We start from the raw sequence: 23,970 nt of genomic DNA on the forward strand, positions 1-23,970 counted from the left end.
CAGTAGCGCTCTGTAAATACTTTAAACAACTGTCAGAAATGACAGGTCACAGAAGTAGGAAAATTCCGTAGCTTGGTCAGAAATCATCTACACGACCAGGATGCGGAAATGGCCACACATTCACTTCTCATGACACTTGTGCCCACCGCCAAACTTCCCGAAAAGGCCCTCGCACCTGATCGACAGGACCTCATGGGCGCGCTCGCGGCTGCTGCACTCCCTGCCCAATCAGGTAAAGCCGCCAAAAAACTGCCCCGCCGGAGTATTTGATCATGGCCGAAGACTCGCTGAGTGTTTCTACCCCGGTACTGCCCAAAGGCGGCGGCGCGATTCAAAGCATCGGTAAAGGTTGGGGCGCGGTTGGCAGCTCAGGGGCTGCCAGCAGTGGGCTGCCTTTACCTGTGTCGGCGGGACGTGGTTATGGGCCTTCTCTGAGTTTGAGCTACAGCAGTTCAGCGGGGAACGGGCTTTTTGGCCTGGGTTGGGCGCTCAACCGCGGGGTTGTTGCCCGACGCAGCAACAAGGGCGTACCCACTTACACTGACGAGGATGTGATTGTCGGCCCCAGCGGTGATGTGTGGCTGGCTGAGCGAGATCAACAGGGCGAGCGTTTCGCGACGCGTGTTACCCAACAAGGCATTGCATACGATGTGACCCGCCACTTTGCCCGTGCCGAAGGCGCTTTCGATCGCATTGAGCACTGGCGGCCAGCACCGGCCAAACCGACAGATCCGCTAGACCCGGGTTTTTGGCGGGTATACAGCGCCGATGGCAGCCAGTCTGTATTTGGCTTACGTCCCGGCTCTCGCAGTACGGACCCGCACAACCCGCTGCGGGTCGGCGAATGGTTGCTGGAAGAGACCATGAACGCCCACGGTGAGCACGTGCTTTACGAGTACAAATCTGAAGACGAGGTGGGGCTGGACCCCGAGCACCCTCGCGACTTCATCGCCCAGTGCTATCTGAACCGCGTGCGTTACGGCAATTTCGAGGCGTATGACGCGCTTTACTTATGGGATGAGCAAGCGCTTGAAAGTGCTCAGTGGCATTTCGACCTGCTGTTTGACTACGGCGAGCGCACAGTCGAGCTGACCGAAAAACCCACCTATGAAGAAGAAACCGTATGGCCGGTACGCAGCGACCCGCACTCAAGTTTTGCCTACGGCTTTGAACTGGGCAATCTGCGTCTGTGCCGTCAAGTATTGATGTTTCATCACTTCCCCGACGAATTGGGTGAGGCGCCAATGCTGGTGCAGCGCCTGCTGCTGAACTATGAAACCAGCCCACTGAGTTACAACTGCCTGGTGGCAGCCCATCTCATCGCCTATGGTGATGATGGCGCAGCAGAGTTTCGCCCTCCTGTGGAGTTCACCTACTCAGCGTTTAAGCTGCAGGATCAGCACTTTACCGAGTTTGAGTCCATGCCCGGCCTCAATGATGGCCAGCAGTATCAACTGCTGGACCTTTATGGCGAAGGCATGCCCGGCGTGTTGTACCGAAGTGATGATAATTGGCTGTACCGCGAACCGATGCGCGCCGACTCGGGTGACACCAACCAAGTCAAATATGGCCCTTGGCAATCGTTGCCTACGCATCCAGTGGCTGACTCCAGCAAGCCGGTGCAGCAGTCACTGACCGATTTGACCGGCGACGGAAAACTGGACTGGATCGTAGCCCAGCCAGGCTTGAGCGGTTTTTTCACCCTCAACCCGGATCGCACATGGTCACGCTTTGCAACGTTCGCAGCATTCCCTCAGGAGTTCTTCCACCCGCAAGGGCAAATGGCCGATTTGATCGGTGCCGGACTCTCCGATCTGGCACTGATCGGCACGCGCAGCGTGCGCCTGTATGCCAATCGCCGCGAAGCAGGTTTTAGCGCTGCACTGGACGTGCCCCACCCGCTGCCAGACGACCATCTGCCCTTGCTCAGTGACAGCCGAACCGAAGTCGTAGCATTCAGCGACCTGCTGGGCAGCGGCCAACAACACTTGGTACGTATTCGCCACAATGAGGTGCGCTGCTGGCCGAATCTGGGTCGGGGTAACTTTGGCAAAGGCTTCTTGCTGCCTTGCCCGCAGTTTGCGCAGTACGCAGACTTTGACGCATCCCGTGTATTACTGGCCGATCTGGATGGCAGCGGTGCGGCCGATATTCTGTACCTGAACTCGCAAACGATCGATATCTATATGAACCAATGCGGTAACGCTTTTGCTGCCAGGCAAAGCGTGCCCTGGCCCGAAGGCGTTCGTTACGACAATACCTGCCAGCTCAGTACCGCAGACCTGCAAGGGCTGGGTTGTTCGAGCCTGATTTTTACATCACCGCACATGTCACCACGCCATTGGCGTTGCGACTTTGTACAGGCCAAGCCGTACATGCTTGTTGAAACCAATAACAACATGGGGGCAACAGGCACTGTCAGATATCGCAGTTCGGCCCAGGAGTGGCTGGACGAAAAGCAATCACTGCTTGCCGCTCAAAAGCCTGCCGTTTGCTACCTGCCGTTTCCGATGCACGTGGTGGCTCAGCAAACTCAACTCGACGAGATTACCGGCAATCGCCTGACTCAACACTTCCAGTATCGTCAGGGCTTCTACGACGGTCTTGAGCGAGAAGTCCGCGGTTTTGGTCTGCTGATCCAAACTGATACCGAAGCTGCCGAAAACGCAAACACACCGGTAGGCTATACCGCCCCGACACTGACCAAAACCTGGTTCCACACCGGCCGCTACCCCGAGCTTGCGCCAGAAGGTTATGACCTGCGGGACACTAAGGCTCAACCCTTAGGCCCTACCCTGCTGAGCCGTTACAAGGCTGAAAACATCGGTGGGGGTGAAACTCGGCACCATGACAACCTTGTTCTCGCGCCTACGCAGACCCAATTGCGCGAAGTGGCACGAACCCTTAGCGGCTCCCCCCTTCGCGTAGAAGTCTTTGGTCTGGAAGATGCCGACGGTCATAACGTGCTGTATTCGGTGCAACACAATCGATACCTGGTCCGTGAGCTAATGGCCCAGGACCTAGAACACCGTCAGCCCTACGCGGCAATGCTGGTGTTGCCGCTGGAATCCATCAGCTACCAGTACGACAGCGTTACCAACCAAATCGAAGATTTTGATCCGCTCTGCAAGCACAGCGTAGGACTGAGTTGGGATGCCTATGGCAGCTCGACTCACGCCGTTGTAGTCGATTATGCACGGCGCAAAACGTCTGCCAGCGTGCCTCCGTTCATCGACGAACATCAACAACGGTGGTGGCAGGCAGCGCACGATGAGGCCCAGCAGTCTTATTACTTGAGCGAAAGCCGGGCCCAGGCGATCAACCTGACGACCCGTAAAGCCTGGCGTCTTGGCTTGCCCTACCGGACGCGCACTAATGCCCTGGTGCTCCCTGCAAGCGAACTGTCCCCCGAAACGCTGGGTTACGAAACGCTATTGGATACCCTGGCAGGGCCGCTCAGGCCACGACAAGAACGCGTGCTGACAGGGCAAGCCGTCCAGCATTACAAAGGTGGTCAAGCCACACTGACGGCACTCGCCGACTTCACTGAAACGGCGGAGCTGGATGAAACCGCGCTGGCCGCCTATGACCGTGTATTTACCAAGCGTGCTGATCTTTATCAGCGCCTCGAAGAGCTGGGTTATGTACGCATGGCGGTTTTTTTACCCAACGATGGAGAGGCGCTGTGGGCCGTCAGACGCGGATTCGCGAGCTACGGCACGGCGGCCCAGTTTTACAACATCCTGCAATTTCGGCCCACCCTCAGTCATGGTCTGACAACCGTCACCTATGACCCGTACTTCCTGGCGCCGCTCAGTGTCACCACTCCGGATGGCTGTAGCACCGTGGCTACCTATGACTACCGAACCCTGCAAGCGTGGCGCATCGTCGACCCTAACCAAAATACCCAAGAGGCCATTTTTGACGCGTTCGGGCAACTGCGGGCGAGCAGCTTCTACGGGACCGAACGCGGGGAAGCGATCGGATTTGATCCGATCAGCAGTTTTGAAACGAGCATCAAAGATCCGGGGGCGGCCATCGAAAGCCCTGAAGACGCGATTAAAAACGCCGCATCGGTGAGTGTCTACGACGCGTTTAGCTGGATGGGCCGTGTGCCCGACACCTTGCGTAATGACAAGGCCTGGATGCGCAAGCATGTGGCCTCAGGTGACGTCATACCCTCCGGGCATCTGTGTGCCAAGGCTCGGGCCCGCGCCATGACCCACCCGGAGTTGGCGCTCCTGGCTCAGGCGGTCCGGCGCGAGCCGGTACACAGCGCCGTGCTGGTGGCAGATCGTTACCCTGGAGATGCCGCTCAACAAATCCGCATCAGCCTGGCGAGCTTCGACGGTTTTGGCCGCCCCCTGCAAAGCAAACAGAAAGTCGAGAATGGCTATGCCTTTGCGGTCGACGATGAAGGCAACCTGATCATCGAAAACGGTAAACCGGTCCAGGTACAGGACGTACCGCGATGGCGGGTCAGTGAGCGGGTGGAATACAACAACAAAGGCCTGGCGATTCGTACGTATCAGCCTTACTTCGCGGATAAACATCGCTATATCAACGATGAGTCCTTTCGTGAGTTCGGTTACAGCAATCTCCAGTTCTACGACTCACTGGGGCGGCCGACGGACACCTTCACTGCCAGAGGCGGATGGCGCCGCCAAACCTACCTGACGTGGTACACCATCAGCGAAGATGAAAATGACCTGGACCAAGAGGTGCCGCCAGCACCGTTGAAGGCGACATTACTGGCACAGTTGCGAAACCGTCGTGAATGACGACTGAATGGCCCCAGGTTTTCTAAACACCCGACAAGAAACTACGGTGTAATTTTTATTGAACCTCAAACAACAACATCTCAGGACAATAGAACATTCGAAGGCAACCTTGATCGTGTCTTTGAGGCAGTTGAGGCCTATCGTCCGCAGATAGCACAGGTACACGCAATACATTGTCGGGCAGTGTTCAATAGGGATCGCCAACGTATTAATAAATAATCTGCTGGCGGGTCTGTATCCAGGGTTGCTTAAGGTGTTGACCTGATCGAAAGCCAGAGCGAACCTAAGCCTCGCCGAACAAGGCCGAAAACGGCGGGCAACCGGGGCGCATATCGCCTCATCCCGCGCCTGCGACACTGCGTGAACACTTGGGATTGAAGCGTCCGGCCAACCGGGATGCAGGGTCTCTACCTTCTCAACACGAGACTTTTCGATGACTTATACCGCAGCCGAAAACCGCTATGAATCCATTCCTTATCGCCGCGTAGGCCGCAGCGGCCTGGTGTTGCCAGCCCTGTCCCTGGGGCTGTGGCACAACTTTGGCGACAGCACGCCCATCGACACCCAGCGCGCCCTGCTGCGCACCGCCTTCGACCTGGGCATCAACCACTTTGACCTCGCCAACAACTACGGCCCGCCGTATGGCAGTGCCGAGATCAACTTTGGCCGTTTGCTGCGCGAAGACTTCAAGCACTACCGCGACGAGCTGATCATCTCCAGCAAAGCCGGCTGGGACATGTGGCCCGGCCCTTACGGCCAGGGCGGCGGCTCACGCAAGTACGTGCTCGCCAGCCTTGACCAGAGCCTGCAGCGCCTGGGCCTGGACTACGTCGATATTTTCTACTCGCACCGCTTCGATCCGGACACCCCGCTGGAAGAAACCGCCAGCGCTCTGGCCACAGCCGTACAACAAGGCAAGGCGCTGTATATCGGGATTTCGTCGTACTCCGGGGTCAAAACCCGTGAAATCGCGGCGCTGCTCAAAGAGTGGAAAGTACCGCTGCTGATCCACCAACCGGCGTACAACCTGTTGAATCGCTGGGTGGAAAAAGACCTGCTGGACACCACCGAGGAACTCGGCACCGGGGTGATTGCCTTCACCCCGCTGGCGCAGGGTTTACTGACGGACAAATACCTCAATGGCATTCCGGCTGATGCGCGGGTCAATCGCCCGGGTGGTGGTTCGTTGCAGAGCAAGCACTTGTCTGAAAGCAACATTGCCCATGTACGCGCGCTCAACGAGATCGCCAAACGCCGCGGTCAGAGCCTGGCCCAACTGGCACTGGCCTGGACCCTGCGTGACCCGCGCGTGACCTCGGCACTGATTGGCGCAAGCCGCCCCGAGCAAATTGTCGAAAACGTCGGTGCGTTGCAGAACCTGGCGTTCAGCGCAGAAGAACTGGCCGAAATCGACCGCTTTGCCCAGGAAGGCGGGATCAACCTATGGGAAAAACCATCAACGGCTGAATAACCCAGCCTCACCTGGAGCGAGCTTGCCTCGCGATCTTTTGATCTTCTAAAAAGATCGCGAGACAAGCTCGCTCCTACACCTGCATTACAACGCCAACCGCGCCGCCAACGCCTTGGCCTGCAAGGCCACATCGGTCACGGCGGTACTTTCCCACCATTCGCCACGCAACGGCGGGCCCATGGCAAACAGGCGTTTCGCCGGTTCCGACTGTGCATTGAGCACAGCCCCTGACGGATCAGCAGCAATACCCAGGCCCAGGTTGCCTGCACGAATCAACCCCCGCTCCAACAACTGACGCGGCAAGGCTTTATCGACCCGACGCCAGTCGTATTCAATGCCGGTGGAATTGATCAGGCCATCCCCTTCAACCACCCTCACCTGCGCCTGCCCACGATAGCGCAGGTGAACCCGTGGACGTCCGTCAGCGCTGACCTCCACGCCCTGCAGTGACGCGGCATTGATGGTCAACCGCCCTTCCCCCAGCAACTGCTCCAGCAAGGCATTACCCTGTGGCGGCGAACGGTGGTGATGGCTTTCCCACCACGGCCGCACATGGCGCACAAACTGGCGACGCTGAACATCACTGGCCTGGCTCCACAACCGACCGATATGCACGCGCACGGTGTCCAGCGGCGCCTGCCAGTCAATGCCCGCCGCCTCGGCCAGCTCACACTGGCGACGCAACGCCCGGAGCAATTGCAACGGGCTGCGAATCTCCGGGTCCTGAGTCAAAAAGTCTTCCCAGGCCGGTGGCTGACGCCGCACGTGCGGCAACAGGCCGTGCCGTGAAAATACCTCGATGGAGCCGCGATGCCCGGCCCGATTCAACGACTCAAGCGCATCGACCATGGTCAGCCCGGAGCCAATGATCAGCACCCGTGCATCCACCGGCAAATCGCGCAATGCCTGAACATCCCAAGGGTCCAGCGCGGCCGCGTTAAGGCCGCTGGACTGGCGCTGCGCCGTACGCGCGGCCGGGAACATGCCGGTGGCCAACACAGCCACCGCCGCCTGCAACTGACGCCCGTCCTTGAGGGTCACCTGAACCCGGTTTTGCTCGGTTTGCAGGTCGATGGCTTCGTCACGCACATGGGTCAGGCTTGAGCCTTGCGCCGAACCGGTGGCCAGCGCTTCGGCCAGCCTCTGCTGGGCATACTGGCCAAACAGCCCGCGTGGCGGGAACAGGTGCTCGACCGGCACATTCTGCAACGCCGACTCAGGCCAGCCGCCGCTTGCAATATGCGCGTTGAGCCAGCGCGTCAGATCATCGGCATCGTCCGGGTCAATGCTCATGCGCGCCGCATTGCCGTTCAGGGTATGCCCCAGTTCAGTGGCACTGTAAGCCTCGCCCCGCCCCAGTTCGACCCGCGGCTCGACCAGCACGATATTCCGGGCACCCGGCAAACGCAGCAATTGCATGGCCAGCAAGGTGCCGCTCAGGCCACCGCCAACAATCAACACATCGGCCTCGCGGATGGCAGACGTTGCCTGTCCGCCTTGTGGCTCACTCATGGGTATTCTCTCTTTTGAAAACAGCTCATCACGCACGTTCTTTTTCACGCGCCCGGTTCAGTTCGCCGAGGTTACGGTAGCCGGCACCGGGGTGCCAATCCGCCAGTTTCGGGCCCTCGCCAAACAGTTTCTCGCGCAATGTACCCGGCGCATATTCCTTTTTGTACACCCCGCGCTTTTGCAACTCCGGTACCAGCAACTCCACCGCGTCGATAAAGGTTTCGTGGGTCACGGCATAAGCCAGGTTGAACCCGTCGACGTCGGTCTCGGCCACCCACTCTTCAAGCAGGTCGGCCACGGTTTCCGGGCCGCCGACAAACAACGGGCCAAAACCACCGATACCCACCCAGTCGGCCAGCGCATTTGGCGTCCAGATCGTGTTCGGATCGGCAGTCGAGAAGGTTTCCACTGCCGACTGGATGGCGTTGGTGTGCACATGCTTGAGCGGCTCGTCAGGTTTGAACTGACTGAAGTCGATGCCGGTCCAGCCCGAAATCAAGGCCATCGCCCCTTCGTAGCTGACGTAGCTTTTGTACTCTTCGAACTTGGCTTTGGCCTTGGCGTCGGTCTCGCCGACGATCACCGTTTGCAGGTTGAAAATCAGGATTTTCGACGGATCACGGCCCGCCTCGGCAGCACGACGGCGAATATCGGCCACGGTCTTTTTCAACAAGGCCTTGGACGGCGATGCCACAAACACGCACTCGGCATGTTCAGCGGCAAATTGCTTGCCACGGCTGGAGGCTCCGGCCTGGTACAACACCGGCGTACGCTGCGGCGATGGCTCACAAAGGTGAATGCCAGGCACCTGGAAGTGCTCGCCGACATGCTGGATCTCATGAATCTTGCTCGGATCACTGAACACCCGGCGCTCACGGTCACGCAGGATAGCGCCGTCTTCCCAGCTGCCTTCCCAGAGTTTGTAGCAAACTTCCAGGTATTCCTCAGCGAAGTCGTAGCGCGAGTCGTGGGCTGTCTGGGTTTTTTGCCCGAGATTTTTGGCGCCGCTTTCCAGGTACGAGGTCACGATGTTCCAGCCAGCACGGCCCTTGGTCAGGTGATCAAGCGTGGACAGACGACGGGCGAACGGGTACGGGTGCTCAAACGACAACGACGCAGTCAGGCCAAAACCCAAATGCTCAGTGACCATCGCCATGGGTGGAATCAGTTGCAGCGGGTCATTGACCGGCACTTGCGCCGCCTGACGAATCGCCGCCTCGCCGTTGCCGCGATAAACATCGTAAATGCCCAGCACGTCGGCGATAAACAAGCCGTCAAACTTGCCGCGTTCGAGGATTTTTGCCAGATCGGTCCAGTATTCCAGGTCTTTGTATTGCCACGAACGATCACGCGGGTGCGCCCACAGGCCGGGCGACTGGTGGCCCACACAGTTCATGTCGAAAGCGTTGAGACGAATTTCACGGGACATCTGTTTACTCCTGAAGCTGAGGCGGTATGACGCCGTTCAAACGGTAGTTACCAATAATCCGGGCCTGCCAGCGCAAGGGTTCGCGGCCTTCCAGAGAAGGCGACGGCGAACGGCTGCCGGTAAGCTCTTGCTGCACGTTGCCCACCGCCTGCAATGCTTCGGCGCTGGCGAGCACGGCTTCGGCCGTCGCCACCAGGATCTCGGCAGCCGGGCCAACAAAGTGTTGCGCGCGCTGATAGAGGGCCTCGGCCACGTCGAGGCGAATGTTCAGGTCGCCAAACTTGCCGATGATGTACGGGTCGTCCACGGCCTTGCTTAAGCCGCTGAGCGCCCACGGTTGAGCCTGTTCGCGAACGAATGTGAGGGTCTGCTCCAGGCCTTGGCGGGCCAGACGCAAGTCTTCGGCCGCTGCTGCAAGCTGGTTGGGCAAAGCGATTGCCGGGCTGTTCATGATGGTGAGTCCTCTATCAGTTCCAGGCATGGCGTGGAGGCAGGATGCCGTTGAGCAGGCGGTTGCCGATCAGGTGGTATTTCCAGCGCGCCGGGTCATGCAGGGTGTGAGTACGGGCGTTGCGCCAAAAGCGGTCTAGGTTGTGTTTGCCGAGCACCGAGCGTGTACCGGCCAGTTCGAACAGCTTGCTGCTGGCGAGCAAGGCGATCTCGGCCGAGAGCACTTTGGCCTGAGCCACGATCACCGAGGCTTCAGCCACGCTCTCTTCGCTGGGCGAGCGCAGCGCGTGATCAATGGCCCGCCCGGCCTTGGCCAGAATCGCGTCGGTGCCGTGCAGGCGCCATTGCAAATCGCCAATGGCGGCAATCGTGTAAGGGTCTTGCCAGCCGTGATCCAGTTGGCTGTCGACCCACGGGCGGGACAACCGCGCATGAATCAGCGCCTGTTCAAAGGCGCCATGGGCGATGCCGGTGTCCACTGCCGCCTGAATGATTTGCGAGATCGGACCGTCTGCCGTGGGCTCTTCAAAGGCTTTATACGCCGGGATCACGGCGCTCAATGGCACGCGCACGCCTGCCAGCACAGCACCACCACTGGCGGTGGTGCGTTGGCCGAAACCGTCCCAACTGTCGATGATGGTCAGCCCCGGATTGTCGCGCTCAACGAAGGCGATAAAGGGACGATTCTGTTCATCCACGCCCACCGCCGGGACGATATGGGCGAACAGTGCGCCAGTGCAGTAAAACTTCTCACCGTCGACCACCGCATGCTCGTCTTCAAAGCGGATCCGGGTCTGAAAGGCGCCGACATTCTTGCTCTTGGATTCTGAAAAGGCGTTGCCGAAACGCCAGCCCTCCAGGGCTTTGCCGTAGTAGTAACGCTTCTGCTCTTCGCTGCCGGTGTGCAGCAGGATATCCAGCACGCCCAAATGGTTTTGCGGGATTTGCCCCAATGATGAGTCGGCAGCCGAAATGATCTTGATCACCTCGGCAACGGTGACATACGACACCCCGGCCCCGCCGTAGGCCTTAGGCACCGTAATGCCCCACAGGCCACTGGCGGCAAACAGATCCAGCTCGGCCACCGGCAAACGCCGGTCCCGGTCACGCACCGAGGCTTCTTCAGCAAAACGCACCGCCAGGGCTTTGGCGATCTCGATGGCCTCGGCATCCGAGGCGATCACATGGGCCTTGGCAGGGGGTGATACAGAAATGCTCATGGGCAGACTCCAATCCAGTGGAAAACACTGAAGTCCCCATTGCACAGGTCGTGCCGTTTTTAAATATCGTTATAAATCATATAGTTAGTAAATTTAATGCTGAGCAAATAACAACAACTCACGTGCAATCTGTCCACTTGCTGTTGGCTAAGCAACAGTTGCGATAGCAACACATACCTGTAGGAGTTGCCGCCCCGTCTACGACGCCGCGCTGTCGCGCAGCAAACAGGCCACCGAATATCTTCAGCATCCCCCAATCGGTTCCCTCTCCTTCGGGAGTGTATGGACCGGGGACATAGCGAACACAATGTTCGGAGACATCGCGAACACTTTTAATAGGACACATTGACCCCTTAGGAGGTGTGATGTGTCCTGGAAAGAGGTGTCCGCAGTGGATCTTCGTCTCGAATTCGTCGCCTTGGCTTTGGCTGAGGGCGCTAACATCAAAGCATTGTGCGAGCACTTCAATATCGGCCGCACCACTGCTTATAAATGGCTCAAGCGTTTCCAATGTGAGGGTAAAGACGGGCTGATAAATCGGTCCCGTCGACCCCACAGTTCGCCTAATCGAACTGCTCACGAGTCTGAGAAGCAGATACTGGCGCTTAATATCGAGCACACCGGCTGGGGGGCGCGCAAGATCAAGGGATGCCTTGAGCGGCGCGGCAACAACATGCCTGCAGCCAGTACGGTTCATGCCATTCTCAAGCGTAATGAGCGCATCGACCCTCATGCAGGTCTAGTCAAACCATTCATCAGATTTGAACACGAGCAGCCCAATGATCTGTGGCAAATGGACTTTAAAGGCCATGTGCCCATGCGTACGGGTCGCTGCCATCCATTGACACTTCTGGATGACCACTCGCGTTTCTTTTTAACTATCGCCGCCTGTGGCAACGAGCAGCGCAGTACCGTACAGGCCCATTTGATCAATGCGTTTCGCCATTACGGGCTACCTGAGCGCATGACGATGGACAACGGGGCGCCGTGGGGCGACGAGCCTGATGCGTATACAGGGCTGGAAATCTGGATCATGCGTCAGGGCGTAAGGGTGAGCCACTCACGCCCCTACCACCCTCAAACGCAGGGCAAGCTGGAAAGACAGCATCGCAGCATGATCAGGGAGGTTTTTAAGGGCTTGTGTCTGATTGACCTGCCCAGCGCGCAGTTCACGCTGGATGAATGGCGCAAGATCTACAACTACGAGCGCCCGCACGGTGGCATAGGCATGCAGGTACCAGCGTCTCGCTATACGCCCAGCGCACGGGAGTATCAGGAGGTGCTACCTGCCATCGAGTACGGTGCTGAGCTTCATGTGCGAAAGGTGCAGGCTAAAGGTGAGATCTACTGGCAGGGTCAGCCCTGGAGGCTCGGTAAAGGCTTTAAAGGCGAGCGTGTAGGTGTACAAGAGGGTATTGAAGATGGGCAATACGATGTCTTCTGGGGAAGCCATCGTATTGCGCAAATTGACAGAGTGACCGGGGTTGTAATATCAGGGAAAAAGCTTCGTTAACTGTTCGCTATGTCTCCGAACAAAGTGTTCGCTATGTCCCCGGTCCATACAGGGAGAGGGCTAGGGTGAGGGGGCTTTGGCTTTTATGTACATATCCATTGCTGCGGCAACGGCCACTTAGGGTTCCGGCCTTACGCCGTGCCACTTTGAAAAGCGCAAAGTGGCCAAACGCTTTTTGCCCCTACCCCTCGGTGCCTCGCTGAGGCTCGGCATGCCCTCACCACAGGCTTTGCTCCGAGGGCCGCCGCGATCGGCCATCCCTGGCCGTGTCGCGGCTAACCCGGCGTCCTGCCGGGTTACCCTCTGCGCAAAACCTGCGCTCGGCCAGCGTGGTTTAAGGGGGCCTCTTAGATCAAGATCAAAAACCAGATCAAGATCAACAGATCGCGAGCAAGCTCGCTCCTACAGGGGGGAGCGGTGCTGTTGGATTGGCGTACAACGTGTTAATCCACTGTTGCAAAGCCAACAGTTGAGCTGACAAAAAAGCACCAAACGCCCGAATTATCGGCTTGCGATTTAACGGCACAGAGTGTGCAACGGGCATGCCAATGACCTTTATTTATGCAGGAGCATTGTCATGAGTCAAAACCCTCTGTCCGTCGGCACCGACTACGAAACGCTGGCCAATCGTTTTCGCCCACTGTTCCGGCAAATCGCCGCCGGGACGGTAGAGCGCGAGCAGGCGCGCGACCTGCCTTTTGAGCCGATTCGCTGGCTGAAAGAGGCCGGGTTTGGCGCCGTGCGGGTGCCCGTGGAGTTCGGCGGCGCGGGGGCTTCAATCAGCCAGCTGTTCCAGTTGCTGATCGAACTGGCTGAGGCCGACTCGAACATTGTGCAATCGCTGCGTGGCCATTTTGCCTTTGTCGAAGACCGTCTCAATGCTCCGCCAAGCCCGGCGCGGAATGCCTGGTTTGCGCGTTTTGTAACGGGGGATCTGGTGGGCAACGGCTGGACCGAAATCGGCGCAGTTAAAATCGGTGAGGTCATCACCAAAGTGCGCCCGGAAGGCGAGAATTTTGTGCTCAACGGCGCCAAGTATTACAGCACCGGCAGCATTTTTGCCGACTGGGTGGACGTCTACGCGCAGCGCTCGGACAACGGCGCCGATGTGATTGCCATCGTCGACGCCCGTCACTCGGGCGTCAGCCACAGCGATGACTGGGACGGCTTTGGCCAGCGCACCACAGGCAGCGGCACGTCGCTGTATGTCGAGGTACCGCTGAGCGCCGAGCAGGTGATCCCGTTCGAAACCCGCTTCAAATACCAGACCGCGTTTTATCAGTTGGTCTTGCTGGCGGTGCTGGCCGGGATTGGCCGTGCCGTGGAGCGCGATGTGGCCCATGAAGTGCGCACCCGCAAGCGCGTGTTCAGCCAGGGCTCTGCCGATACCACCCACGGCGACCCGCAAATACAGCAGGTGGTGGGGCAAATCTCGGCACAGGTCTACGCCGCCGAAGCGGCCACCCTGCGCTCGGCCGAACCGCTGCAGCGCGCTTACCTTGCGCGTTTTGCCAACGATGCCGAAGCCGAACGTCAGGCCAATATCGACGCCGAAATTGAAACGTCCAAGGCTCAAGTCGTGGTCTCGGAACTGGTACTGCGGGCAACCACCGACCTGTTCAATGCGCTGGGTGCCTCGGGGGTCAGCATCAACAAGTCGCTGGACCGTCACTGGCGTAATGCCCGCACCGCCGCTTCGCATAACCCGTGGATCTTCAAGGCGCGGATCATCGGCGACTGGGTGGTCAACGGCATCGAACCCAAATACGTCTGGCAGATCGGCAACAGCGTAAAAAGCTAAAAGACGTAGTCGGTGACGAGGCACGAGGCTGCGATGCGGGCCGCAGGACCGCCGTCAGAGGGGTCGCTTCGCAACCCATCGCAGCCTCGTGCCTCGGCAGCGACTACAGGTTTTTTCACAGCTCAAGCGTGGGTCAAATACCAGCGCCAGTCCTGCTCACCCACTTCAGCGTTGAACAGCCGGTACTCCTGCCACTTGATCGCCAGGTAGACCTTGATAAACCCCTCCCCCAACGCTTCCCGTGCCCAGCTTGAATGCTCCAGTGCCAACAGCGCAGTGAGCCAGTCGGTGGGTAGAAAGTCGGTCGCCTGCTCATAGCCATTACCCACAATCGGCGCCCCGGGATCGATCTGCTGACGGATGCCGAGATGGATCCCCGCCAGCAACGCAGCCGCCGCCAGATACGGGTTGGCGTCGGCGCCGCAGATGCGATGTTCGATGTGCCGACTCTGCGCAGGGCCACCGGGCACGCGAAAGGACACGGTGCGGTTGTTCACCCCCCAACTCTTGGCCAGCGGCGCATAACTGCTGGCCTGAAAGCGCCGGTACGAGTTGGCGTGAGGGCAAAAGATCGCCAGTGAATCCGTCAGGGTGTGCATCATCCCGCCGATGGAATGGCGCAGCAGCGGCGTACCGTGCGGGTCATCACTGGCGTAGAGGTTATGCCCCTGTTCATCGGCAAGGCTTACGTGCAGGTGCAAACCGCTGCCCGCCTGATCGCTGAACGGCTTGGCCATAAAACAGGCCTGTAGCCCGTGCTTGTTGGCCACCCCTTTGACCAATCGCTTGTAGCGCACGCCTTCATCAATGGCCTGCAGTGCGTCGAAACGATGCTCAAGGGTCAGCTCGACCTGACCGGGCGCGTACTCGGAAATTGCCGTGCGCACCGGCAAGCCTTGCGCTTCGCAGGCGGCATACAGGTCGTCCAGAAAAGGCTGTAGCTGCTCAAGCTCGTAAATCCCGTACACCTGCGGCGCCTGCGGGCGCACGCCATTGGCTTGCAGTGCCGGTTGCGGGCGGCCATTGGCGTCACGTTGGCGGTCGAGCAAATAAAACTCCAGCTCAACCGCCATCACCGGGTGATAGCCGTCGGCCTTGAGCCGGTCAATGGTCTGCGCAAGCACATGCCGGGGATCGGCCGGGGCTGCTGGCAAGCCCTGTTCGGGGTGCATGCTCACCTGCAACTGGCCGGTCGGCGTGGTGCGCCAGGGTTGTACGGTCAGACTTCCGGGCAACGGGTACGTCCAGCAATCTGCGTCGGCCACGTCCCAGACCAGCCCGGTGCCTTCAACGTCTTCACCCTGGAGGGTCAACGCCAGAATCGAACTGGGCAGCGGTCGTCCGTTGTCGTAAATGGCCAGCAGCTCATCGCGATGCAGCAACTTGCCACGCGGCACGCCGTTGGCGTCGATCAGAAACAGCTCGATGCTGCGCACCTGCGGGTTGGCAGCCAAAAAGGCTTCAGCTTCTTTTCTATCGGCAAACTGCATTTCAAACCTCTTGAGTAGCGACGCGGGCACCCGGCAGCGCCAGCAAGGTGCTTAGCGCTTGATCCAGTTCGCCAATTAAACGTTCGACGTCCGCCGCGCTGGTGGACGGGCAGCACAGGGTCATGTTGTGGAACGGCGTGATGAGGATCCCGCGGTTGATCAGGTACAGGTGCAAGGCCATTTGCAGGCTGTCATGGAACGCCGCCTCGGCTTGCGCGCCGGTTTTGGGGGGCGCGGCACAGAACTGGAACTCGCAGCGTGCGCCCAACTCCGTCACCGACCACTGCAGGCCATGCTGTTTAAACACTCCCCGCAGCCCTTGGGCCAGATCGGCTGCCAGCGACAAGATGTGCTGGTAGGCCTGTTCGGTCATGACTTCCTGCAAATTGGCGCGCATGCAATGCATGGCCAGGGCATTGGCTGACAGGGTGGTGCCCATGCCGCTGTGGCCATGCCCGGTGCTGTGTTCAGTTTTTTTCTGTTGCACGGCCTGCATCCCCGTCGCGACTTCTTGGGTAAACCCGAATACCGCGCAGGGCACGCCGCCTGCAATCGGTTTGCCGACCACAAAAAAGTCCGGCTGCAAGTCCCACAGGCGGGTACAACCGCCCATGCCGGTGGAGATGGTGTGGGTTTCATCGATGATCAGCAGGCTGCCATAGCGGCGCGTCAGTTCGCGGCACTTTTGCATAAAGCCGTCTGCGGGCAGGACCATGCCGATATTGGTCATCGCCGGTTCGCACAACAGCGCGCAGACATCGCCCTGCGCCAACGCCGCCTCAAGCGCGTCGACGTCATTGAACGGGATCGACCGGCTGTACTGGGTCAGGTCATAGGCCTGGCCGACCAGACCGGAACGATGCACCGTGGCGCCCTCGCGATTGCGCACCATCACGTCATCCACGGTGCCGTGGTAGCAGCCGTCGAACACCAGCAGTGTCTTGCGTTGGCTGATCGCCCTCGCCCAGCGCACCACGTAGCGGTTGGCATCGGTGGCCGTGGCGGTCACCTGCCAAAACGGCAAGCCAAAGCGCTCGGCAAGCAATTCGCCGCAGACCACTGCATCTTCGCCGGGGAGCATCGTGGTCAGGCCGCTGTGGGCTTGCTCGATCATGGCGCGGGCAATCGGCTCGGGGGAATGCCCGAACATGCTGCCGGTATCGCCCAGGCAAAAATCGACGTATTCATGACCGTCCACATCGGTGAAACGTGCGCCTTTGGCCTGCTGCACAAACAGCGGCGTAGGCATTGACCAGTCACTCATCCAGTGCATGGGCACGCCGTTATACAGGTTGGCCCGGGCCCGCTCTGCCAGCGCAATCGACTTGGGGTTGTTCTGGATAAAACGCTCGCGTTCGGCCGCTGCGAACGCTTCAACCGCTGATTCGCTAATTCCACTGATCGACATGCTTAAGTCCTTTTTGCTGCGTGTTGTTGTTAGTTGCCAGCCGAGAGGCCGCAATCGATGGCCAGGTCGGCGCCGGTAATCGAGCGCGCACCGGGCTGGCTCAAGAAAAACGCCAGTTCGGCTATTTCTTGCGCCTGAATAAAACGGGCACGCGCGCCCTGCGGGTACTTGTCCAGCAAGGCCCGGTAATAGCCTTGCGTATCGCCCTGGCCGTATTGCTCGGCCTGAAACCTGAGCATCGGGGTCTCGATATCGCCGGGGGAAATCGCGTTGCAACGCACGCCAAAGGGCGCCAAATCCAGCGCCAGGGTTTTGCTCAGCAACGTCACCCCGCCTTTACTGGCGCAATACGCGGCGGCGTTTTTATTGCCTTGGCGACCGGCATCGCTGGAAATATTCACGATGCTGCCTTCAGATTCTTTTAAATACGGGATGGCCGCAGCGCACATAAAAAAAGTGCCCTTGAGGTTCACATCCAGCACCAGATCAAAGTCTTCTTCGCTGCATTCCTCTACCGGGCCTTCACGCCAGACACCGGCGGCGTTGATCAGCACATCCAGGCGCCCCATAGCCGCCACCGCAGCGGCAACCACCGCTTTACACGCCGCAGGGCGGCGAATATCGGCTTGGTAGTCAACCTCTAAAGCCGCGAGATCGGTGGCGAATACCTTGCAGCCCTGCTTCTTAAAATGCTCAACCAGCGCCCGTCCGACGCCGCCTGCGGCACCGGTCACCAGCACTGAAATGGTGGACTCAGACATTCAGGGCGCCTTGTTTTCGATCAGACAGTTGCCGCCATCCACCACCAGCACTTCGCCGGTGATGTAGCTGGCCTCGGATGACGCCAAAAACGCCACAGCGCTGGCCACCTCTCGCGGGTCGCCTGCGCGGCCTATGGGCACGTAGCGTGCAGCTTCAGCTTCTTCTGGCGTGCTGGAGCCAGTGGCGATCCAGCCGGGGGCCACCGCATTGACGGTAATGCCATGGCTGGCCACTTCCAGGGCCAGCCCCATGTTCATCCCGAGCATCCCGGCCTTGGCCGCGCTGTAAGCCGACTCGCCAGGGTTGCTGCCGCGCGTGCCGGTGGTTGAGCTGACATTGACGATGCGCCCGTAGCCACGGGCTTTCATGCCCGGCAACACGGCGCGGGTGAGCAAAAAGGCGCTGGTCAGGTTGCGCGCCAGCGACAGGTTCCAGGTGTGCAAATCCATGCTTGCCAGTTCACTGAACGGTTCCGGGCTGCCTTGCATGGCCATGCCGGCGTTGTTCACCAGAATATCGATGCGCCCCCAGAGGCTTTCGGCCCACTGCCCCAACTCATGCACTTGGTGTTCATCGGTCAGGTCTGCGACCCGGCCGTGGGCGTCAAAGCCTTCTGCACGCAGCTCTGCGACCCGCTCAGCAATGCGCGCGCTGCTGGCAGTAATGATCAGCTTGACCCCGGCCGCCCCCAGCCTGCGGGCAATGGCCATACCGATGCCGCGTTCGCTACCGGCGCCACTGACGAGCGCGACGCGCCCCTGATCATTCGCGTTGAACATGCTGCGATCCACCTGCGGTTGTGATGGGACTGGAATTTAGGTTCATAAAGCTGATAAAAAAAGACGATTATCATCAACAAAACTGACAACCCATGGCCTTCACCAGCGAAACACTCAAGGTATTCCTTGCCGTCGTCGACAGCGGTTCGTTTTCTGCGGCAGCGCGTAAGCTCGGGCGCGTGCCCTCGGCGGTGAGCATGGCGGTGTCACAACTGGAGGCCGAACTGGACCTGGCGCTGTTCGACCGCTCGACCCGAAAAGCCATCCCCACACCCGCTGCCAGAGCATTGGAGCCGCAGGCCAGGCAGGTCGCCAGCCAATTGAACCTGCTCGATGCCCACGCCTTGCAACTGCATCAAGGGCTGGAGCAACGCTTTATCGTGGCCATGGCCCCAGAGCTGCAAACCGGGGTCTGGAGCCGCCCGCTGGCGACGCTGGCCAGGGAATTTCCCACCCTGGAAATCGAGATCCGTTCGGCTTCGCAGTCCCAGGCCATCCGCATGCTGCACGAGGGCACGGTGCAACTGGCGCTGGTTTTTGAGCGTCCGGGTATTGATGAGCGCGAAACCTTTCTCGAGGCCGGCAGCCAGTTGCTGGTGGCCGTGGTGTCGCCAGACCACCCGGCGGGTGGCGAGCAGAAAAGCCCGCTGCGTGAAGAAGAGCTGGTCAACACCCGGCAGATTATCGTCGCCACCGACGAGCCCACCGGCTCCGACCCGCGGGTGGTGCTGTCACGCCGCGTGTGGCTGAGCGACAGCTACCTGGCGACCCTTGATCTGGTACAAGCCGGGGTTGGCTGGGCGTGGTTACCGCGACCGTTGGTGCAACCCTTGATTGCAACCGGAGCCCTGACCGAGGTGGTGTTTGACAACATGGCCAGCCAGATGCGCTTGTGGGTCGATATTGTCTGGGTCAAAAACCGCCCGCTGGGATTAGGCGCCAGCCGCTACCTGGCGCTGATGCGCGAGATGGTCAACAGCGAACCGCGCCGCTCGTAGATCGGCACCACCGTCACCTGTACAAGCGAGCTTGCTCGCGATCTTTTGATCTAAGAGGCCCCGTTAAACCACGCTGGCCGAACGCAGGTGATGGTTTTACGGCTGAACGCAGCCGTTCGAAGCCTTCGTGCCTCGTCAGCGACTACAGTGGCCTGTTTGCTGCGCGGCAGCGCGGTGTTGTAGACGAGCCCCTTAAGTGCCTCGTTCGAAAATCGCGCCTTCGATGCCCAGCACTTCGCGGGTGTCGGCATAGATGCCCACGCCCTTCTCCCAGACTTTTTTGATCGCGCCATCCGCGCAGCGAATGCGATAGCTCAATTCAAACGGTTCACAACGCGTCAGGGCGTATTGCACTTCGCGCCAGACGTAGTCGGCGTCTTGTTCCAGGATCAAGCTGTTGTAGGTGAATTCATGGTTGTCCACCAGACGCTCCGGCGGGTAGCCGGTCAGGCGCATGCACCCGGCGCTGACAAATTCCATGGTCCAGTCGCGGTTGTTGCGCCCGCGATAAATTAACCCCGGCATGCTGTCGAGCAAGCTGGCACTGCTGCGCTGGCTGGCTTGCAGGGCAATCTCGCGGCGTTTGTGTGCGGTGACGTCGCCTGCCACCAGATAAAAGCCGCCAGGCCCACGCTTGAGGCTCACCTCCAGCCAGCGCAATTCGCCTGAGGGATGAACAAAGCGCAAGCGCTGGCTGAACGTGGTGGCCGGGCGCCGTTGCAGTTCCAGCAGGGCCTGGCGCCATAACGAGCGGTCTTCACGGTGTACGTAGTCGATCAGGTTGCGCTGCGCCGACGGCTGGTCCATCAACTCGACCCAGGCCTGGTTGAAATGAACGATTTGCCCGTTGTCGCGCAGCTCCAGCAGCGCCGCCGCAAAACCATCCATCAGCGCCCACGACGGCACCTGCGGCTGTGTTTCTCGTCGTTCCATCATTTAATGACGCTCCTCGGACCGGTTCGATGCACCGTTATGCACCCAGGCTGCCAGTTCGAGGCGTGAGTGCAGGCTGAGCTTTTGCAGCAGGTTCTTCACATAGATCTTCACCGTGCCGTCGCTTATCCCGAGTTTGCGGCCGATCTGTTTATTGCTCATGCCCGCCGCAATCAACGCCAGAGTCTGGCCTTCGCGCTCGGTCAGGTGACTTGTGTCCAACGGATCGCACACACTCACCGCCTCGTTTTGATCGGCAAGCAAAGCGATCAAAGTGGAATCCAGAACAATTGCGCCCTTGTTGCAATTGCGCATGTAGGCCAGCAAGGCATCGGGTTCGGTTTCTTTGAGCACATAACCGCTGGCGCCCAAGCGCAAGGCACTGAGCAACTCGCTACGGTCCATGGACGCGGTTAGCACCACGATCTGGCACTCCAGGCGCAACTGGCGCAGTTCGTCGAGCACTTGCAAGCCGCTCAGGCCGGGCATGTGCAAATCCAGCAGGACTTGCTGTGGTGCCAGGCTGACCGCCAGGTTGATGCCCTCGCGCCCACTGGCGGCCTGCCCGACCACTTCGAAGTCGTCACTGGCACTGAACAGCTGCGCCAGGCCCTTGCGAAACAGCGGATGATCATCGATCAGCAATAAGGTGGTGCTCTGCATCGAAACTCCCCTCTGGCACGTCTGGATGGCCGACCAGCGCAAGGTGCACACGCACCCCGTGCGGGCGGTTGGCGTCGATGCTCAAACGTGCGCCAATGCTGGCCGCCCGCTCGCGGATGATCGCCAGACCAAAATGGTTTTCTTCACCGGATGCAGGGCTCAGGCCGATGCCGTCGTCTTCGACCGACACCGATACCTCGCCGCCCTGGCTTTGCCGCAGTTCAATGCGCACATGCCGCGCGTGCGAGTGACGCACTGCATTGGCCAGCGCCTCGCGGATGATCTGCAGCACCTGCAATTCTGTTTCCGCGCTCAAGGCGTTGTCGGCCAGCCGGTTATCCAGCTCGAAGACGATGATGCAACGCCGGGAAAACTCTGCAACCGAGTCTGCCAGGGCCTGGCGCAACGAGCGCCCGTCCATGGTCAGGCGGGCGCTCGTGATCAGTTCGCGCACCTGGCGCTGTAACTGGCTCAAACCGCTGCGCAGTTCCTGGAGTACCGCGCCCGCCTGCTCAGGCATGTTGATTTGCGCGTGCAGCACCCGCGCCTGAAACGACAGATAACCCAACTGCTGGGCCACGGAGTCGTGCAGCTCGCGGGCCAGAGCCGCGTGCTGCGAGGTGGCCTGCTTGCGCTGTTGCTCCCGGCTGTAGCCGCGCACGCGCAGGGTGACGCTGACCCCCTGGGCAACTTCGTTCAACAACTGGCGCCAACTGCCATCGGCCGCCCGCGGGGTGTCCAGCAACAGCCAGCCTGATGGCACATCGGCGGCGGCCGCCGTGGCGCACAACAGCCGCTGCACGCCACGCCGCCGACACGGGGCGCAGGCATGCGCGGTGTCAGTAGCCGGATGATCAAGCAAGGGGCAACCGGCCACTGCCGGGCAACGCTTGAGCACACCGCAGTGCGCAGTCTGCGGCCCCTCCTCGGCGAGCATCAAATCAAGTCTGGCCATCGGCAGCAGTGCTTCAAAACGGTCCAAAAAATCGCTCACGGCACTGTCCACGTGCAACTGACTCAAGGGCAGTTCGATCAGCAGCTTGCGCACGCTACTTGCCTGTTCAGGGCGGACACGCCCCAACCAGAGCGGCCACCATCGCGATCGTGTTTGCACTCTCGTTAACTCCCTGTGAACCCACGCAAACACGAGCAACTTCCGTGCCCCTGAGGCCCGCCACGCTTGGCTTATCTCCAAAGAGGTAGCCCTTTGGCCAGATTGAGAAGATTTTCCCCTTAGGAAACTATCTTCCCCAACAGGAAACACAAAACGCCACTTTCGCCCTGTTTACCGGGGTGGATCAGCCAGGACAGCCCACATGACGGATAGCCTCAATGCCGCCCTCGAGCAACGCCACAGCCTGCCGCGCTATCAGGCAGCGCCCCTTGGCGCCAATGCCCGCCAGCACCTCGTGGTCATGCAAAGCACCGCAGCCAGCGCGCCCTTTGTCAGCGAACTGGACCCGGCTCAGGTGTTGAACGCCGAGCACCCGGACTTTGCCCGACGCCTGCAACAGCTTCTGGGCAGCGCCACGGTGGGCAGCCACCTCTACGTGATGGGCGACGAAGCGTTTATGTGGCGCATCCACGGCCTGGCCCGCGACGCCGGGCTCGAAGAACAGGAAATCGACCTCAGCCACACCCTCAGCGGCCCGCGCCAGGTGTATTGCGTGCATTGCGGCCTGCTCCAGGCCGCCTCGCCCATCGCGCAACTGGCGTGCCTGGGCTGTGACGTCGAGCTGGAAGTGCGCGAGCATTTTTCCCGGCGCCTGGGCGCCTACATCGGCGTGTGCCGCAACCCGGACCAACCGTATGCAGGAGCGCACTCATGAGCCGCCCGCTTCAGGTGCAGGTCAGCGCCACGCGGATGCTCACCGAAGCCGTGCGCGAGTTCACCTTCACGCCGTGCTCGGGCCACTTGCCCGCGTTCTCCCCCGGCAGCCATGTGCAAGTCCATTTACCGTTGGCCGCAGGCACGTTGCGCAATGCCTATTCGCTGACCAGCGATCCGGCCGACAACCGCCATTACCGGATTGCCGTGCGCCTGCAAGAACACTCACGTGGCGGCTCGCGTTTTCTGCACCGCGAGGTGCAGGTGGGCGACACCCTGCAACTGTCGGCCCCGGCCAACCTGTTTGCCCTGCACTCGACCGCCAGCCTGCACATATTGATTGCAGGTGGCATCGGTATCACCCCGTTCATGGCCTATATCGCGGCCCTGGAGCAGCGCCAGGCAAACTTCGAATTGCACTATGTGTATCGCCAGGGCCAGAGCGATGCCTATATCGACGAATTGCAACAGCGCCTTGGCACGCGCCTGCACACCTATAACCAACGACCCGACCTGAACCACATCCTGCGCGAGCGACCGCTGGGCAGCCACGTTTACAGCTGCGGCCCACAACCCTTGCTCGATGCCGTTCGCCAGCAGGCTAACGCCCTCGGTTGGCCCGCACAGCGGGTGCACTGGGAGGCCTTCAGTGCAGCGCAGCCCGGCCAGCCGTTTGACCTGAACCTGCTGCGCAGCGCCCGGCAACTGCGGGTCGGCGCCGAGCAAAGCCTGCTCGAAGCCCTGGAAGCTGCCGGGCTCAACGTGCCGAACCTGTGCCGTGGCGGTGTGTGCGGCCAATGCAAAGTGCGCCACATCGGTGGCGTCATCGAGCACCGCGACAGTTTTCTGAGCCCCGCCGAGCAAGCCGAATTCTTAATGCCCTGCGTCTCGCGCGGCCACCCTTGCGTCTCGCTGGATCTCTAGGAGGAGTC

The 23,970-nt window shown here is 60.2% G+C and carries 18 protein-coding genes; 7 read left to right on the forward strand and 11 right to left on the reverse strand.

Annotated features, from left to right (window positions below; genetic code table 11):
* Positions 1 to 272 precede the first annotated feature (272 nt).
* The gene (locus tag ACJJU9_RS14005; RefSeq protein WP_407728775.1) at positions 273 to 4,781 is read left to right on the forward strand and encodes a SpvB/TcaC N-terminal domain-containing protein; all 4,509 of its coding nucleotides are present in this window, start codon (positions 273 to 275) and stop codon (positions 4,779 to 4,781) included.
* A gap of 433 nt (positions 4,782 to 5,214) precedes the next feature.
* Positions 5,215 to 6,252 (forward strand): L-glyceraldehyde 3-phosphate reductase, encoded by a 1,038-nt coding sequence (mgrA, locus tag ACJJU9_RS14010; protein WP_048369108.1) that lies wholly within the window; start codon positions 5,215 to 5,217, stop codon positions 6,250 to 6,252.
* Positions 6,253 to 6,336: 84 nt separating this feature from the next.
* Here the strand turns inward: mgrA and ACJJU9_RS14015 are convergent, their stop codons facing one another.
* The 4 genes from ACJJU9_RS14015 to ACJJU9_RS14030 are packed head-to-tail and all read right to left on the reverse strand — an operon-like array spanning position 6,337 to position 10,863.
* Positions 6,337 to 7,764, reverse strand: a complete 1,428-nt coding sequence (locus ACJJU9_RS14015; RefSeq protein ID WP_407728776.1) for an FAD/NAD(P)-binding protein — start codon at positions 7,762 to 7,764, stop codon at positions 6,337 to 6,339.
* Positions 7,765 to 7,792: 28 nt separating this feature from the next.
* On the reverse strand, positions 7,793 to 9,193 hold the full coding sequence (locus ACJJU9_RS14020; RefSeq protein WP_048369110.1) for an LLM class flavin-dependent oxidoreductase: 1,401 nt from the start codon (positions 9,191 to 9,193) through the stop codon (positions 7,793 to 7,795).
* A 4-nt stretch (positions 9,194 to 9,197) separates the two neighbouring features.
* Entirely contained in the window at positions 9,198 to 9,644 is a 447-nt protein-coding gene (locus ACJJU9_RS14025; RefSeq protein ID WP_153373789.1) for an acyl-CoA dehydrogenase, read from the reverse strand.
* Between the two features lie 16 nt (positions 9,645 to 9,660).
* The gene (locus ACJJU9_RS14030) at positions 9,661 to 10,863 is read right to left on the reverse strand and encodes an SfnB family sulfur acquisition oxidoreductase (RefSeq protein ID WP_048369112.1); all 1,203 of its coding nucleotides are present in this window, start codon (positions 10,861 to 10,863) and stop codon (positions 9,661 to 9,663) included.
* Positions 10,864 to 11,230: 367 nt separating this feature from the next.
* Between ACJJU9_RS14030 and ACJJU9_RS14035 the strand changes: the two genes are divergently transcribed.
* Together ACJJU9_RS14035 and ACJJU9_RS14040 are read left to right on the forward strand one after the other, a co-directional pair.
* Positions 11,231 to 12,376, forward strand: a complete 1,146-nt coding sequence (locus ACJJU9_RS14035) for an IS481 family transposase (RefSeq protein WP_407728679.1) — start codon at positions 11,231 to 11,233, stop codon at positions 12,374 to 12,376.
* Positions 12,377 to 12,953: 577 nt separating this feature from the next.
* Positions 12,954 to 14,177, forward strand: a complete 1,224-nt coding sequence (locus ACJJU9_RS14040; protein ID WP_407728777.1) for an acyl-CoA dehydrogenase family protein — start codon at positions 12,954 to 12,956, stop codon at positions 14,175 to 14,177.
* A 122-nt stretch (positions 14,178 to 14,299) separates the two neighbouring features.
* Here ACJJU9_RS14040 and ACJJU9_RS14045 read toward each other — a convergent pair whose 3' ends face one another.
* From ACJJU9_RS14045 to ACJJU9_RS14060, 4 genes are read right to left on the reverse strand one after another with little or no spacing between them, the layout of a single operon-like run.
* The gene (locus ACJJU9_RS14045) at positions 14,300 to 15,667 is read right to left on the reverse strand and encodes a glutamine synthetase family protein (RefSeq protein WP_407728778.1); all 1,368 of its coding nucleotides are present in this window, start codon (positions 15,665 to 15,667) and stop codon (positions 14,300 to 14,302) included.
* Between the two features lies 1 nt (position 15,668).
* Complete coding sequence (locus ACJJU9_RS14050) at positions 15,669 to 17,075, reverse strand: aspartate aminotransferase family protein (RefSeq protein ID WP_407728779.1); 1,407 nt, start codon at positions 17,073 to 17,075, stop codon at positions 15,669 to 15,671.
* A gap of 29 nt (positions 17,076 to 17,104) precedes the next feature.
* Positions 17,105 to 17,836, reverse strand: a complete 732-nt coding sequence (locus ACJJU9_RS14055; RefSeq protein ID WP_407728780.1) for an SDR family NAD(P)-dependent oxidoreductase — start codon at positions 17,834 to 17,836, stop codon at positions 17,105 to 17,107.
* Positions 17,837 to 18,616, reverse strand: a complete 780-nt coding sequence (locus ACJJU9_RS14060; RefSeq protein ID WP_407728781.1) for an SDR family NAD(P)-dependent oxidoreductase — start codon at positions 18,614 to 18,616, stop codon at positions 17,837 to 17,839.
* A 92-nt stretch (positions 18,617 to 18,708) separates the two neighbouring features.
* On the opposite strand from ACJJU9_RS14060, the gene ACJJU9_RS14065 reads away from it, so the two are divergent.
* On the forward strand, positions 18,709 to 19,614 hold the full coding sequence (locus ACJJU9_RS14065) for a LysR family transcriptional regulator (RefSeq protein ID WP_407728782.1): 906 nt from the start codon (positions 18,709 to 18,711) through the stop codon (positions 19,612 to 19,614).
* Between the two features lie 192 nt (positions 19,615 to 19,806).
* Here the strand turns inward: ACJJU9_RS14065 and ACJJU9_RS14070 are convergent, their stop codons facing one another.
* The 3 genes from ACJJU9_RS14070 to ACJJU9_RS14080 are packed head-to-tail and all read right to left on the reverse strand — an operon-like array spanning position 19,807 to position 22,258.
* A complete protein-coding gene (locus ACJJU9_RS14070; RefSeq protein ID WP_153334129.1) occupies positions 19,807 to 20,550 on the reverse strand; it encodes a PAS domain-containing protein in 744 nt (247 codons plus the stop codon).
* Positions 20,551 to 21,210 (reverse strand): response regulator, encoded by a 660-nt coding sequence (locus ACJJU9_RS14075; protein WP_153334131.1) that lies wholly within the window; start codon positions 21,208 to 21,210, stop codon positions 20,551 to 20,553.
* Entirely contained in the window at positions 21,179 to 22,258 is a 1,080-nt protein-coding gene (locus ACJJU9_RS14080; protein WP_407728783.1) for an ATP-binding protein, read from the reverse strand. The genes ACJJU9_RS14075 and ACJJU9_RS14080 overlap by 32 nt, the downstream gene beginning before the upstream one ends.
* Positions 22,259 to 22,526: 268 nt before the next feature.
* Here ACJJU9_RS14080 and ACJJU9_RS14085 point away from each other — a divergent pair, with 268 nt between their 5' ends.
* Together ACJJU9_RS14085 and ACJJU9_RS14090 are read left to right on the forward strand one after the other, a co-directional pair.
* Positions 22,527 to 23,039: a dimethylamine monooxygenase subunit DmmA family protein gene (locus ACJJU9_RS14085; RefSeq protein WP_407728784.1), complete on the forward strand. Its 513-nt coding sequence runs from the start codon at positions 22,527 to 22,529 to the stop codon at positions 23,037 to 23,039.
* The gene (locus ACJJU9_RS14090) at positions 23,036 to 23,962 is read left to right on the forward strand and encodes a PDR/VanB family oxidoreductase (protein WP_407728785.1); all 927 of its coding nucleotides are present in this window, start codon (positions 23,036 to 23,038) and stop codon (positions 23,960 to 23,962) included. Before ACJJU9_RS14085 ends, ACJJU9_RS14090 begins: the two co-directional genes overlap by 4 nt.
* Positions 23,963 to 23,970: the final 8 nt, after the last annotated feature.

Origin of the sequence: Pseudomonas helleri (assembly GCF_045830615.1) — a bacterium.
Classification (GTDB): domain Bacteria; phylum Pseudomonadota; class Gammaproteobacteria; order Pseudomonadales; family Pseudomonadaceae; genus Aquipseudomonas; species Aquipseudomonas helleri.